This is a genomic window from Pseudovibrio exalbescens DSM 16456, assembly GCF_000422785.1.
GTDB classification, from domain to species: Bacteria; Pseudomonadota; Alphaproteobacteria; order Rhizobiales; family Stappiaceae; genus Pseudovibrio; species Pseudovibrio exalbescens.
In genome coordinates this window covers 15577-29844 of the sequence record NZ_AUGS01000008.1, presented here as the reverse complement: position 1 = coordinate 29844, position 14268 = coordinate 15577, and the positions used below count along the sequence as shown (strand labels likewise).

The window sequence follows — 14268 nt, the reverse complement described above, 5'->3', positions numbered from 1 at the left end:
CGCACAGGGTTGTCCACTACTGAGATCCTGCAGATTGTGCACGACCCCCTACAAAAGGGCTGCCAGCTGCTAAAACTCTCAGCATTAAGATTAACCATAACCGTAAACGATCGGTTACCATTCTCGAAATGATTAATGGGGGTCCGAGCTGTGCAGTCGCTTTTTACCGAGATCGAGCAATGCCTTCCGGTCGAAATTTACGGTACTGTGGAAGCAGTTAGGGGGCTGTTGGTGGAGGTGGCCGGGCCTGTGCACGAAATGAGTATTGGCGCCCGCGTACTATTAGAAATCAGGGAGAACGCAACGTCGGTCCAGGCTGAAGTCGTTGGTTTTCGCGACGGAGTTGCCCTGTGTTTGCCCTTCGGAGGCGTCGAAGGCATAGGCCACGGTGCCAAAGCGCGACTCATTTCGCGCGAGAGCATCATCCACCCAAGCCGTTCTTGGTTGGGACGCGTTGTTAACGCTTTGGGGGAACCCATTGATGGTAAAGGACCCTTGCAATTTGGGTCTACGCCGATGTCGTTAAGACAATCTCCCCCAGCGGCAGCTGAGCGCAGCCGGGTTGGGGGGCCGCTTGATGTGGGTGTACGGGCGTTGAATACCTTCATTACCTGTTGTCGCGGTCAGCGTATGGGCATCTTCGCCGGATCGGGTGTCGGCAAGTCCGTACTCATGTCCATGTTAGCGCGCAACGCGGAAGCGGACGTGTCCGTGATAGGTTTGATTGGCGAACGCGGGCGAGAGGTGCAGGAGTTTATTGAAGACGATCTCGGTCCAGAAGGCTTGGCACGTTCTGTTGTCGTCGTCGCCACCTCTGATGAAAGCGTTTTGATGCGCCGGCAAGCGGCCTACCTGACAATGACGCTTTCCGAATACTTTCGTGATCATGGGAATGATGTGCTGTGTATGATGGACTCTGTAACCCGTTTTGCAATGGCCCAGCGTGAGATTGGTCTTTTCACGGGAGAACCGCCCACGTCGAAGGGCTATACGCCCACTGTGTTTACAGAGCTGCCGAAGCTTTTGGAACGTGCGGGACCGGGAAAGGTCGGCAGCGGCTCCATAACAGGGTTGTTTTCCGTTTTGGTTGAGGGGGACAATCATAATGAACCGGTGGCGGATGCGGTTCGCGGTATCCTTGATGGGCACATTGTCATGGAGCGCGCCATTGCTGAACGGGGGCGATATCCGGCCATCAATATTCTGAAGTCGATTTCGCGCATGATGCCAAGGTGTGTGCCGGAGGAGATGCGACCCATTTTGCGCAAGGCCAAGGCCTTGATGGCAACCTATTCGGATATGGAGGAGTTGATACGCCTCGGCGCCTATCAAAAAGGCAGCGATTCGGATGTAGATGAGGCAATCCTCAGGAATTCACAGCTTGAAGCCTTTTTAGGCCAAGAAAAGCACGAAAAAACGAGTTTGAGTGCCGGATATGAGCAGCTTGCTCACCTTTTGGAAATGACTCCTGCGTAAATTCCATCGGGTTAAGGGAGTAATGCGTATGAAAAACCGTCAGGGCCTTATCAAACTCAAGCGGTTCCATGTTGATGAAAAACGTCGACAGGTTACCCAAATTGAAACGATGCTTGCCGACTTCGACCGTATGGCGGAGGAGCTGGACAACCAGATCCGGCAGGAACAAGAGCGTGTGGGGATTGATGATGTCTCGCACTTTGCCTATCCGACTTTTGCTCGAGCTGCCGCGCAGCGCCGCGATAACATCGTCAACTCTGCCAATGAGCTGAAGGACCAGTTGTCCAAAGCCCAGGATGAGTTGAAGGACGCGATTGCAGAGCTCAAAAAAGTGGAGTTGATGCAAGAGCGGGAAATCAAGCGTGAGCGCGACGCACTAGAAGCCATTGAGCAGGACAACATGGACGAGATCGCCGGTCGTTACGCTCATCGCAATTGATCCTTGTGCGGAAGAATGCTGCTGGCGACTCCGGGTTCTTGCTTCCACCAGGGGTCGCGTTGGCTCTCCGCTTTTCCTGAAGGCTAGTAGCTGAGATTCTGCTACGCACTTGCGCGTAGAATACTTGCCGTCTACACCCGGTTGTGAATGGTCACCACTGGGGGATTTGGCATGCTTGCAATTCTGGGCGTTCTCTTGCCGGTGATGTCCTTTAGCTTCGCGCTCGGGTTGACGCTGCCGCTGGTGCGCATGGAACGTCTCTATATTCTCGAAGACACGCCATCTCTCATCGACATCATAATTGGCTTGCAACAAGAGGGCGATACCCTGTTGGCGGTGGCCATCATGCTGTTTTCTGTCGCGTTGCCGGGCCTGAAAATTCTTGTACTTCACGTGGCCTGCCTGCAGCGCCGGGCCGGCTGGGCTGTGCGTACCCTGTCCGCGCTTGGTAAATGGTCGATGATGGATGTGATGCTGGTCGCTCTGGTGATCTTTGCAGCCAAGACCAGCGGTTTGGCCTCGGCCAGCGGATTACCGGGTCTTTGGTTCTATGGGACAGCCGCTTTGTTGTCGGCATTGGCTGCGCCGCTCTGTTTGCGTGTTGCGCGGGCGGCCTGACGCAACAACACTACGGCTTTGACGTGGAAGGCCGTATTTTTCCGCATGTAATCTGTTTGAAGGGCTGGTCTCGCTCTGATGTCCCTGTTAAACGAGCCTATGATATATCACGGGAGGCGGTGCGATCTCCCGATCAATGGTTCTCAGCAGGGACGAGGAGGCAGTCACCATGCTCAACGGGCGACATCTGATTAACGGTGAACCAGTGGAAACCACGGGGAGCTTTGCGGCGGTTGCTGCTGCTACCGGAAAGGCGACAGATCGCAAGTTTTGCGACGCAGGGACCCCGGAAGTAGATGCAGCAGCGGCGGCTGCGGGGGCTGCCTTTTATGCCTACGCTGGCACTTCCATACCAGAGCGCGCGGCTTTCTTGCGCACCATTGCTGATGAAATCGAGGCGCGGGGCACCGAAATCACGCGCGTAGCAATGGAAGAAACTGCGTTGCCTGAAGCGCGTCTGTCAGGAGAGCGTGGGCGAACAACCGGACAGCTGCGCTTTTTTGCGGACTATATTGAACAGGGAAGCTGCTTTGATTTGCGCGTGGACACAGCACTTCCAGACCGGGCGCCCATGCCCTGTCCGGATCTGAGGCTGTTGAATCGGCCGATTGGGCCAGTTGCGGTGTTTGGTGCGTCGAACTTCCCCTTGGCTTTTTCAACGGCCGGAGGTGATACAGCCTCGGCACTGGCTGCCGGCTGCCCTGTCATCGTCAAAGGTCATCCGGCACATCCCGGCACCTCCGAGTTGATCGCAGAGGCCATCCACGCAGCGCTGAAGGCCTGCGATATGCCAATGGGATCATTTGCCTTGTTGCAAGGTGCCGGACATGAGGTTGGCGCGGCTTTGGTAAAGCATCCATCCATTAAGGCGGTAGGGTTCACCGGTTCTTTGCGCGGCGGACGCGCCCTTTTCGATCTGGCGGTTTCACGCCCTGAGCCCATCCCCTTTTATGGAGAGTTGGGATCGGTCAATCCTGTGTTCTTGTTCCCCAACGCTCTGGCAAGTCGGTCTGAAGAGCTGGCCAAGGGGTGGGCTGGCTCGCTAACAATGGGGGTTGGCCAGTTCTGCACCAATCCGGGTGTGGTGGTCGGTTTGGACAACACGGACATGGACGCCTTCATCCGGGTTGCGAGTGAGACGCTGGAGCAAACACAAGCTCACTCCATGCTTACCAAAAGTATTGCCGAGGCTTATGCGACGGCGGTTGAACGCCGTGCTGGGACCGATGATGTTCGGGCGGCCGTGCCGCCCAAGCCGATGGAAGGGTGCGCCGTGTCGCCCGCCGTGTTCGAGGTCAGTGCAGCTGTGTGGCTAGCGGAAGAAGATCTGCAACATGAGGTGTTTGGGCCGGCTGCAATGGTGGTGCGATGTTCATCACCTGCCGAGATGCTTGCCGTCGCCGACGCTCTGGAGGGTCAATTGACCGCCACCTTGATGGTTGATGCAGACGACATGGACAATGCCCGACCGTTCGTACCCGTGTTGGAGCGCAAGGCTGGTCGGTTGTTGTGCAATGGCTTTTCCACCGGGGTTGAAGTGGCTCATGCCATGATGCATGGCGGGCCCTATCCTGCATCGACGGATGTGCGTAGCACTTCCGTAGGATCCAAAGCCATTGAGCGCTTCTTGAGACCCGTGGCCTTCCAGAATTTTCCGGCGGCCTTGATGCCCGAAATGCTCAAGGATGACAGTGGGTTACCGCGACTTCAAGATGGTGTCCTTCAGAAACGATAGGTTTCAAGGCGGGAAAACCACGAATATAAATTGAAATTAACGATAGGCAGCTTCAATCTGAGGCTGCCTTTTTTGTGTCACCAAAGCAATGCTTCTTGGAAGCGCAGAAAAGTAGTCGTCAATCAAGTCCTACCGGCACCAGCCAAGAGAGGCCTTCCTTGTCCGTGCGTCGTGTTGTCATTTCTATCTTCCTATGTCTGCTTGCCTTAACAGGGACAGCGTTTGCTCAGCAAACTACCACGCCTGCGCCAACGGCACAGGCAGAACAGGCCATGCCCAACGATCCGGCTGCTGTAGAGGCCTTGATCAAGGTATTGGAAGACCCGGCGCAGCGGGAGTCCTTGATTCAGTTCCTGCAAAACTCGGCCGCCGCTCAAGGCGCGACGTCGTCTGAGGGGAGTTCCGATGCGGCCAAAGCTGCTGCCACAGACAAACCCGCGACAGATGGCGCGAACGGGACTTCCAACGCAGAAGCAACGACGGAGGGTGCGACCGAAGGGACAGCATCAGCTGAAGGTACAGCAACAGAGACCGGTTCGGGTGAGGTCGGGCAAGTCACATCGTCGGTAGTTGGTGCCATTGCCGGTTCACTGCAGAAGTTCGGTACGGATCTTTGGGATGTGGCAAAGCGGATCTGGGCTGGTCTTTCAGGGTATCAGAGGATTGTGGACGACAGAGGGCCTGTGGATCCAGACCGCTTTTTGAAGGGTTTGCTGGGCATCTTCAGCATCATTGTTCCGGCCTACATCATTTTGTGGGTCCTGCGACAGGTCAGTTTGCGGCTGTTTTCAAGGCTTCAGGCTCGTTATACGGCGGGCAACTGGCTTCATCGCAGTGGCTATCTTCTGTTTTCAAGCGGTGTTGAGATCATCGTCGTCATCATTGCGGCGGCAGGGGCTTATTTTGTGGCGCTCTATATTTCACCCAATCCGGGGCCTTTCCGCTTCAACCAGGTGGAAACGCTCACACTCAATGCTTTTTTCCTGATTGAAATGGCGCGGGTGGCGATACGGTTCGTGTTTGCTCCCTATCGGCCCAAGCTCCGCGTGTTCCCGTTCCCGGATGAAGAGGCTGTTTACTGGTCGCGGCATCTGTCCATTGTGGTGGCGTTCTTCGGGTTTGGGGTAAGCGTTTTTGTGCCTCTCGTCATCCTGAACTGGTCTTATAGCCTGGGTGCCAGCATTCGTCTGACTGTGGTTCTGCTGTCCCTGTTGTATCTGATCCTTGTGATCTGGCGGTCCCGCGAACGGGTGCAGGATGCGATTGATGCCTATGCCGAGAAAAAGATCCAGTCCGAAATTGGACGGCCGTTGCTCGGATTGCTAGCCGCCACATGGCATCTGGTGGCGATCCTCTACATTGTTGCCATGTTCCTGGTCTGGCTCAGCCGTCCCTATCATGCGGTAGAGCAGATCGTATATGCGAGTGGCTATACCGCGTTGATTCTCGTAGCGTCCGTATTGGTGACGGCTACCCTCAGCAAGGCGATCCGACGGGGTATCAAGTTGCCGCCTCGCATGGCGCGCAAGTTGCCGACCATGGAATCGCGATTGAATGCATTCGTGCCAACCATCCTGTCGTTGTTCCGGACGCTGGTTGTCATCGGGGCAGTTCTCGGCATTCTTGAAGTGTGGGGGCTTGGAGCGTTCTGGTCTTGGTTGTTCGGCGGCGAGGGAACTGGCTTTGGCAGTCGCCTGAGCTCGGCCCTGTTTGTGCTGGGCATGGGATTGGTCGTTTGGGTTGTGACCATGTCCTGGATCGACCTGCGTCTGACTGATCAGGGCGAACACATGATTACGCCGCGGCGCCGAACCCTGTTCAAACTGTTCTCCAATGCGCTGACCATCTTGCTGGTGGTAATGTTCAGTTTGCTAGCACTTGCTGAAATCGGGATCAACATCGGCCCCCTGATTGCCGGTGCTGGTGTGTTTGGTTTGGCGGTTTCGTTCGGCTCGCAAAAGCTCGTTCAGGACATTATCAACGGCGCGTTCATTCAGGTTGAAAACGCCATGAACGAGGGGGACTGGGTCTCTCTGGGAGGTATCAGCGGAACGGTGGAGCGGTTGACTATTCGCTCAGTTCGGCTGCGGGATATTGATGGATCTACCCACACCATTCCGTTCTCGGCGGTTGACACCGTCACGAATGCAACCAAGGACTACGGTTACTGTCTTGCAGTGGTTGGGGTCAGCTACGCAACCAATATCAATGATGCCAAGGCTGCCATGCAAGAGGCGTTCAAGCGGTTGCGTGATACGCCTAACGGGCTTGTTATTCTCGAGGATCTGGAAATGCAGGGCGTCATTGCCTTCAGCGCCTCCTCCGTTGATATTCGGGCCCGCATAAAGACGCTGCCCGGAAGCCAGTGGTCGATTGGCCGTGCCTACAACGAGTACATCAAGCAGGTGTTTGACGAGCGTGGCATCGAGATACCGTTCCCGCAGGTCACCTATCACTATGCGGATGACAAGGTATCGGCGCAAAAGCGTTTGCCTCCTTCTGAGGAGGAACGTGAACCCGTACGGGTGGGTCGGGCCCGCGTGGACAATGATATGGATACCGCCGATGCCGAGGGGGCAGACGGGGATGGGCCACGGTAGTCCCCACCAACTTTAGACTTGCTACAAACAGGAGAGCGGCTCGCGAGCGGGCCGCTTTTTCTTTTTAACTCAATGTGTTGGCATGGGTGACCCTGTCGCGGCGGGCGTGGGAATTTCGTTTTGTTTCGTTGACTTTCGGAAAAGCGCGGATTATTTCGTATTTATGCGTAAGAGGTTTCGCGTGTGCACGGCGCGAGCAGAAACAAAAGACAAGGCGATACCGCGCCGAGGGGTCATGGATGGATCAGGTTTTTGATCTTTTTGTTGTTGGAGGCGGCATCAACGGCTGCGGCATTGCACGGGACGCAGCGGGGCGTGGGGCTTCGGTTTTTCTGGCAGAAAAGAATGACTTTGCTCAGGCAACCTCTTCTTCGTCTACAAAGCTTATTCACGGCGGTCTGCGCTATCTTGAATACTATGAGTTTCGATTGGTGCGTGAGGCGCTGATTGAACGCGAGGTATTGTTGAACGCAGCGCCCCACATTATCTGGCCGCTGCGGTTCATTCTGCCGCATCACAAGGGATTGCGTCCGGCGTGGCTTATTCGCCTTGGGTTGTTTCTCTATGATCACCTCGGGGGCCGAAAGATCCTGCCCGGTACCCGAAGCGTTAATTTGAAGGAGGGGCCGTATCGCGAGAGCTTGAAGCCGCTCTTCAGCAAGGGTTTCGAATATTCGGACTGCTGGGTGGATGATGCGCGTCTTGTGGTGCTGAATGCTCGAGATGCGCAGGCACGCGGAGCGGAAATCCATCGCAATTGCGAAGTTGTGAATGCCAAGAAAGAGGGCGACTTGTGGGCCGTGACCCTACGCGATACCGGCACAGGCGAGACCCGTCAGGTCAAGGCGCGTGCCATGGTGAATGCGGCGGGGCCTTGGGTCTCCAGCCTTTTGAACCGTGCTTTGGGACGCAATGAGGAATCGCGGGTTCGGTTGGTCAAGGGAAGCCACATCATTGTGCCCAAGCTCTATGAGCATGATCGGTGTTTCATTTTCCAGAATACAGATGGACGTATTGTCTTCGCTATTCCCTACGAGCACGATTACACCCTGATCGGGACGACCGATGTCGACTATCAGGCAGACCCAGGCGAGGTTGCCATCAGCCAGGAGGAGGTGGCGTATCTGTGCCAAGCGGTCAGCGAATACTTCGAGCAGCCGATCCGCCCGGAGGATGTCGTACACACGTATTCCGGGGTGCGCCCGCTTTATGATGACGGCGCATCGGCTGCGCAGGCGGCCACACGAGACTATGTGCTCGACTATGAGCACAAGCCGGGCGAGCCGGGGCTGTTGAATGTTTTTGGCGGCAAGATCACAACGTATCGCCGTTTGGCGGAATCGGCACTTGAGGAACTCTCGGCATTCTTGCCCGCTGATCAAAAGCCGTGGACGGCCAGCGCCGTTTTGCCGGGAGGCGGATTTGGGCCCGAGGAATTTGACGACAGGCTCAAGGCCCTCAAGGGGTTGCATCCTTATCTTTCAGATCGTGTCGCATGGAGGTTGTTGCGGTCCTACGGTCTTGATGCCCTGGAAATCCTGAAGGATGCCAAATCGGAAGCGGATCTAGGGCAGCATTTTGGTGCCGGTTTGTACCAGGTTGAGGTCGAATGGCTCAGGGCGCGGGAGTGGGCGCTTACGGCTGATGACATCCTGTGGAGGCGCAGCAAGCTAGGATTGAAGTTTTCCGCGGAACAAAAAGCTGCGTTGGCGGACTATCTTGCGGAGAAAGTCCACTAAAGACTATATGGCGAAGGGGGACATACTCCTTTGCAAGCTCTGGACCTTTCGGGGTTCCTTCGATAATACCGTAGAAATTCGTATAAAAATAACAGGCTGATGAGGGAGGGGGACCTATGAGCGGCTGGATTCTGGCGATTGATCAGGGCACAACGTCAACGCGAAGCATTGTGTTCAACGATCAGTTCGAGACCAAAGGTGTTGGACAAAAGGAATTCACGCAGCACTTTCCTCATCCCGGCTGGGTAGAGCACGATCCGGAGGACCTTTGGCGCACGGCGTTGGAGACGTGTCGCGAGGCGCTCTACAATTCCAATCTGGAAGCCTATGACATCCACGGTGTGGGTATCACGAACCAGCGCGAGACCACGCTGGTATGGGACAAGCTCACCGGAAAGCCAGTTTATAATGCAATCGTGTGGCAAGACCGGCGTACTTCCGATCTTTGCGCGGATCTGAAGGACCAAGGTCTGGAAGAGGTCTTCATGCGCAAGACCGGGTTGCTGCTGGACCCTTATTTTTCTGGTACCAAAGTGGCCTGGATACTGGACAATGTTGAAGGTGCGCGCGAACAGGCAGAGGCGGGGGAACTGTTGTTCGGCACCGTCGATACCTGGTTGATCTGGAAGTTCACCGGCGGTCGTTCGCATGTCACCGATGCCACGAATGCCTCTCGCACGTTGCTCTATAACATCGAGACCAGCGAATGGGATCAGGAACTTCTGGATCTGTTGCGCATCCCGCGCGCCATGTTGCCCAAGGTCAAGGATTGCTCTGATGACTTCGGCGTAATCCCAGAGGAACTGTTTGGCTCTGCCCTGCCCATTCTTGGTGTGGCGGGTGACCAGCAGGCGGCCACTGTTGGCAATGCCTGCTTCAAGGCCGGAATGGTGAAGTCCACTTACGGCACGGGTTGTTTTGCTCTCTTGAATACAGGTGAGGAGCTGGTCCGCTCCAAGAACCGATTGTTGACGACGATTGCCTATCGCCTTGATGGCAAGACGACTTATGCGCTGGAAGGGTCGATTTTCGTGGCCGGGGCCACTGTCCAATGGTTGCGGGACGGGCTGGAGATCGTGGACAAGGCCTCGGATACGCAAGGCCTTGCGGAAAAGGCGGATGCGGAAAGTCAAGTTTACATGGTGCCGGCCTTTGTCGGGCTTGGTGCTCCCTATTGGGATCCGGATGCTCGCGGTGCGATTTTTGGGCTGACCCGGGCAACGGGACGTGAAGAGATTGCCCGTGCCGCGCTGGAAAGCGTGGGGTATCAGACAGTGGATCTGATTGAAGCCAAAAACGCCGACTTTAAAGGCGGTGACAATGATGAAATGGTGATGCGTGTTGATGGTGGCATGACTGCTTCTGACTGGACCATGCAGTTCTTGGCGGACATCTTGGGGGCACGCGTTGACCGACCCATGGTTCTGGAAACAACAGCGCTGGGCGTTGCCTGGCTGGCTGGTATGCGGGCGGGCGTGTGGCCTTCCATGGAGGAATTTTCACAGCGGTGGCATCTGGACCGCCGCTTTGAGCCGTCCATGAGCGAGGAAGAGCGTCGCCAGCGTCTTGACGGCTGGCGGGACGCGGTACAACGCACCCGGTCCTGAGGGGGCTCTTACCGAAACCCAACAAAAGCACCCGTCTCACTGGCCGGTACTTCCTTCTGCGGCAGTGTTTCTCGCCGCTTGATTTGATGCAGAATAATGACGAAAAAAGGGTCTGCATCCCATCTTGATCAGGTGCCTGCATGACAGACCAAAGTTCCTTTGAAGTTATCGCGAACACACCGTCCCTTGAGGATTACATGCGCCTGCGCAAGGTGGCCGGGCTCTCCAACTTTTCGCGGGAGGCAGCGGAAAAGGGCCTTCAGAACACGTGGTTCGCGGTGGTGCTTGTCACTGAAGGGCGGACGATTGGCATGGGTCGTATTGTTGGGGATGGCGGCTGCTTCCTGCAGATCGTCGATATTGCCTTAGAGCCTGCCTACCAAGGGCAAGGCCTTGGCAAACGCATTGTAAGTGCCCTTGTTGAGCACCTGAAAGCGCACGCAGACCCGTCTGCCTATGTGAACTTGCTGGCCGATGTGCCTGCCAATCACCTTTACGCCAAATTCGGTTTCAAGGAGACGGCACCCGGTTGCCTTGGCATGGCGACGTCGGCACGCAATTTGTCCTGAGTCTCTCCGCCATGGCCTCGAAATGGAAGAGTCCTCCCGTTTGCGAGGGCTCCAGACATTAGCGCGCTTGCTGGTTGTAAAGACGAATCCCTTTGATATCGTAGTGTAAATTTCCTCAATGTAGGAAAACTGCCGCAAGAGATATATCAGGCACTTGACTTCGTGTTGTGACTGCTTCATCAAGACTGATATATCAGTAAACAGATGAGGCAGAGCAATGTGGCGTGGGGTATATCCGGCTGTAACAACAAAATTCACTGAAGATGATCGGCTTGATATTGCCGAGATGGAGCGGTGCTTTGCCCTGCAAATGGCTGCAGGTGTAGACGGGCTGATTGTCTGCGGGTCTTTGGGGGAGGCCATGGCCCTTGAGCCGGAAGAAAAGATTGAAATCCTGAAGGTCGCTAAAGGGGTTGCCGGGGAGAAGCCGGTCTTGATGACGGTTTGCGAAAGCTCCACCAAGCGCGCTTGTCGGGCCGCGCTGGACGCAGCTGAAGCTGGTGCGAACGGGCTGATGGTTTTGCCGGGAGTCCCGTATCGGTCGCAGCCTCACGAGACGGTCGCACATATCAAACAGGTCACAAAGGCGGCTGGCCTTCCGGTTATGGTCTACAATAATCCGGTGGCCTATGGGGTTGATGTCACACTGGACATGTTTGCTCAACTTGCAAACGATCCTCTGATCGTCGCCATGAAGGAATCCACCGATGATATCCGCCGTGCTACGGAAGTCATCAATCGGTTTGGAGACCGGTTCGCAGTGTTTACCGGAGTGGACAATCTGGCACTGGAAAGCCTGCTCATGGGAGCCGATGGCTGGGTGGCTGGTCTTGTGGTAGCATTTCCGCGCGAGACCGTTGCCATCTGGAAGTTGGTTGAAGCTGGACGCATGGAGGAAGCGCGAGCCATTTATCGCTGGTTCCGACCGCTGCTTGATCTGGACGTATCGACCAACCTTGTACAGAACATCAAGTTGGCTGAAGTTCACGCGCTTGGATCGACGGATCGGTGTCGGGCTCCCCGCATCGCGCTTTCCGGTGCGGAGCGGGACCGCGTTGAGGGCGTGATCAAAGCGGCAATTGCCTGTCGTCCTCAGTTGCCGGAGTTCTAAGCGCATGAGCCATGTCCACGTTATTGGTGCCGGCATTGTCGGACTTGCAACGGCCATTCGACTGCAAGACGAAGGACACAAGGTTACGGTGATTGATCGCGCGGGCCCCGGGGAGGGGGCTTCGCGTGGCAATGCGGCGTCTATTGCGTGGACAGATGTGGCGCCGCTCGCATCGCCGGGGATCTGGCGCGATGTGCCGGGTTGGCTGTTTGACCCCTTGGGGCCACTTTCGGTTCGGCCAGCATATGCCTTGAAGGTCCTGCCATGGATGGCGCGGTTCTGTCTCGCGTCTCTGCCCACACGTGTCAAAGCGAGCACGACGGCGAAAGCCGCGCTCAATGGGGCAGCCTTGCCTGCGTGGCAACGTTTGTGGCAGCGAACCGGGACGGCTCATCGGGTTCGCTACACGGGGTGTCTGGATGTGTTTGACGACGCAGGACAACTGGCGCGGGCGCGCAGTGGATGGCAGGAGCAGCGGGATTTCGGCATTGACGTTGAAGAGCTTGATGGAGATCAACTTCGCGAACTGGAGCCCGATCTGGGAGCCTGTGTTGTCGGTGGAGCGCGCATACCTGGATGGTGTAGCGTGGACGAACCGTTTGAGCTTTGCACCGATCTTGCCAGCTTTTTTGAAGGGCAGGGCGGCACAATCCGCCGGTCATCTGTTCGAGCGGTCAGCCCGTCGGACTACGGCGCGTCCATTACCTTTGATGATGAAGCAGCTCCCGTTGAAAGTGATCATGTGGTGATCGCTGCTGGCGCTTGGTCTCGCACTTTGACAGCCCAACTGGGAGATCCGGTGCCGCTGGATACAGAGCGTGGCTACAATACAACCTTGCCGGAATCGGGTGTTGATCTTAGTCATACGGTTATACTGCCGGGCTATGGCTTTGTTCTGTCGCAACTGGCCACTGGCTTGCGCGTTGGCGGGGCGGTCGAATTTGGCGGATTGGGCTTGCCACCAAACTGGAAACGGGCGCACGCGTTGCTCACCCGTGCCCGCCACATTGTACCTGACCTGCAAACACAGGGAGGCACACAGTGGATGGGCTTTCGCCCGTCATTGCCGGACACGCTTCCCGTGATTGGCAGATCAAGCGCCAGTGATCGGATTACATACGCGTTCGGTCATGGGCATCATGGCTTGACCCAAGCAGCGATCACTGCCGAACTGATTGGTGCGTTGGTAGCCGGGGAGCACACACCTCTGTCTTTGGAACCATATCGGGCGCAGCGGTTTTAGATCCGGCTCTGGGGAGGGAAAATGGCATCCAAAAGCTTCTTTTGTGTAGATGGACACACTTGTGGCAATCCAGTGCGGCTCGTTGTGGGTGGCGCGCCCCGTTTGAATGGCACGGACATGCTGGAACGGCGCGCACACTTTCTCAAACAGTATGACTGGATACGCACGGGTCTCATGTTCGAGCCGCGCGGCCATGACATGATGTCTGGCGCGCTTTTGCTGGAGCCTACACGGGCGGATTGCGATGCGGCGTTGCTTTACATTGAGACCTCTGGGTGCTTGCCCATGTGCGGTCACGGCACCATTGGGGCGGTGACCATGGCTCTGGAAGAAGGGTTGATCCAACCTCAGGAAGAAGGGCGGTTGCGACTGGATACGCCGGCAGGTGTTGTTCTTGCAGAATACAGCTGGGATGGCGGGTATGTCGAAAGTGTGCGCTTGACCAATGTGCCCAGTTTTCTTGCCGCCGAGGGGCTATGGGCTGATGTTCCTGGGCTGGGTGAAGTGTCAGTGGATGTGGCTTATGGTGGGAACTTCTATGCCATCGTGGAGGTCCAGGACGTTTATCCCGGTCTGGATCATGTTTCGCCCAGCCAGTTGCTGGAATGGAGCCCGCGTCTTCGTTCTGCACTCAATGCCAAGTACGAGATGGTTCATCCAGAAGACCCACGGATCGCGGGCATAAGCCACATCCAATGGACCGGAACGCCCACCGTTTCTGGGGCAGATGCTCGAAACGCCGTTTTTTATGGAGACATGGCCCTGGACCGGAGCCCATGTGGCACGGGCACTTCAGCCCGAATGGCTCATTTGCATGCCAAGGGCAGGCTGTCTCCGGGTGATACCTTTACCCATGAATCCATTATCGGTTCCCTGTTTGTTGGAACGGTAATGCAGGAGGTTTCTGTGGGTTCACAAACAGCCATCGTGCCGGCGATTGAAGGGTGGGCACGCAAGACGGGATATAACACCCTCTTTCTTGATAGCCGTGATCCGTACATGACCGGTTTCCAGCTGGCGGGCGAGCGGGTTATTCATTTCCCTAGACCCGATGAACCACGTTAGTCAAAGGGGGCATTCGCCATTGTGTCGCGTTTGTCGACAGCGCCAAGACCAAGATCAACCGAGTTG

Annotated in this window: 11 protein-coding genes; all 11 read left to right on the top strand. The window is 56.3% G+C overall.

The features are described 5' to 3' along the window. The first annotated feature begins 150 nt into the window (after nucleotides 1-150). The 11 genes from fliI to G512_RS0106900 all read left to right on the top strand — a co-directional run bounded on the left by fliI (nucleotide 151) and on the right by G512_RS0106900 (nucleotide 14202). Nucleotides 151-1476 carry a flagellar protein export ATPase FliI gene (gene fliI, locus G512_RS0106950; RefSeq protein WP_028481093.1) on the top strand — a complete coding sequence of 442 codons (1326 nt, stop codon included), beginning with the start codon at nucleotides 151-153 and terminating at the stop codon, nucleotides 1474-1476. A 28-nt stretch (nucleotides 1477-1504) separates the two neighbouring features. Next, a complete protein-coding gene (gene fliJ / locus G512_RS0106945) occupies nucleotides 1505-1915 on the top strand; it encodes a flagellar export protein FliJ (protein ID WP_028481092.1) in 411 nt (136 codons plus the stop codon). Nucleotides 1916-2086: 171 nt separating this feature from the next. Then, complete coding sequence (locus G512_RS0106940; protein WP_028481091.1) at nucleotides 2087-2533, top strand: paraquat-inducible protein A; 447 nt, start codon at nucleotides 2087-2089, stop codon at nucleotides 2531-2533. Nucleotides 2534-2702: 169 nt separating this feature from the next. Continuing rightward, complete coding sequence (locus tag G512_RS0106935) at nucleotides 2703-4268, top strand: aldehyde dehydrogenase (NADP(+)) (RefSeq protein WP_028481090.1); 1566 nt, start codon at nucleotides 2703-2705, stop codon at nucleotides 4266-4268. Nucleotides 4269-4432: 164 nt separating this feature from the next. Next, on the top strand, nucleotides 4433-6868 hold the full coding sequence (locus G512_RS20280; RefSeq protein WP_083605140.1) for a mechanosensitive ion channel domain-containing protein: 2436 nt from the start codon (nucleotides 4433-4435) through the stop codon (nucleotides 6866-6868). A 239-nt stretch (nucleotides 6869-7107) separates the two neighbouring features. Next, a complete protein-coding gene (gene glpD / locus G512_RS0106925; protein WP_028481089.1) occupies nucleotides 7108-8607 on the top strand; it encodes a glycerol-3-phosphate dehydrogenase in 1500 nt (499 codons plus the stop codon). Between the two features lie 116 nt (nucleotides 8608-8723). Further along, on the top strand, nucleotides 8724-10214 hold the full coding sequence (gene glpK / locus G512_RS0106920) for a glycerol kinase GlpK (RefSeq protein ID WP_028481088.1): 1491 nt from the start codon (nucleotides 8724-8726) through the stop codon (nucleotides 10212-10214). Nucleotides 10215-10354: 140 nt separating this feature from the next. Beyond that, nucleotides 10355-10783 carry a GNAT family N-acetyltransferase gene (locus tag G512_RS0106915; RefSeq protein ID WP_028481087.1) on the top strand — a complete coding sequence of 143 codons (429 nt, stop codon included), beginning with the start codon at nucleotides 10355-10357 and terminating at the stop codon, nucleotides 10781-10783. 217 nt (nucleotides 10784-11000) lie between these two features. Further along, the gene (locus tag G512_RS0106910) at nucleotides 11001-11894 is read left to right on the top strand and encodes a dihydrodipicolinate synthase family protein (protein ID WP_028481086.1); all 894 of its coding nucleotides are present in this window, start codon (nucleotides 11001-11003) and stop codon (nucleotides 11892-11894) included. Nucleotides 11895-11898: 4 nt separating this feature from the next. Continuing rightward, the gene (locus G512_RS0106905; RefSeq protein WP_028481085.1) at nucleotides 11899-13137 is read left to right on the top strand and encodes an NAD(P)/FAD-dependent oxidoreductase; all 1239 of its coding nucleotides are present in this window, start codon (nucleotides 11899-11901) and stop codon (nucleotides 13135-13137) included. Nucleotides 13138-13158: 21 nt separating this feature from the next. Continuing rightward, nucleotides 13159-14202: a 4-hydroxyproline epimerase gene (locus G512_RS0106900; protein WP_028481084.1), complete on the top strand. Its 1044-nt coding sequence runs from the start codon at nucleotides 13159-13161 to the stop codon at nucleotides 14200-14202. Nucleotides 14203-14268: the final 66 nt, after the last annotated feature.

Bases quoted from the DNA above. Each gene is read 5' to 3' on its own strand.
- G512_RS0106905 (WP_028481085.1), top strand. From the start codon at position 11,899: ATGAGCCATGTCCACGTTATTGGTGCCGGCATTGTCGGACTTGCAACG.
- glpD (WP_028481089.1), top strand. From the start codon at position 7,108: ATGGATCAGGTTTTTGATCTTTTTGTTGTTGGAGGCGGCATCAACGGC.
- G512_RS0106935 (WP_028481090.1), top strand. From the start codon at position 2,703: ATGCTCAACGGGCGACATCTGATTAACGGTGAACCAGTGGAAACCACG.
- G512_RS0106910 (WP_028481086.1), top strand. From the start codon at position 11,001: ATGTGGCGTGGGGTATATCCGGCTGTAACAACAAAATTCACTGAAGAT.
- G512_RS0106900 (WP_028481084.1), top strand. From the start codon at position 13,159: ATGGCATCCAAAAGCTTCTTTTGTGTAGATGGACACACTTGTGGCAAT.
- glpK (WP_028481088.1), top strand. From the start codon at position 8,724: ATGAGCGGCTGGATTCTGGCGATTGATCAGGGCACAACGTCAACGCGA.
- G512_RS0106940 (WP_028481091.1), top strand. From the start codon at position 2,087: ATGCTTGCAATTCTGGGCGTTCTCTTGCCGGTGATGTCCTTTAGCTTC.
- G512_RS0106915 (WP_028481087.1), top strand. From the start codon at position 10,355: ATGACAGACCAAAGTTCCTTTGAAGTTATCGCGAACACACCGTCCCTT.
- fliJ (WP_028481092.1), top strand. From the start codon at position 1,505: ATGAAAAACCGTCAGGGCCTTATCAAACTCAAGCGGTTCCATGTTGAT.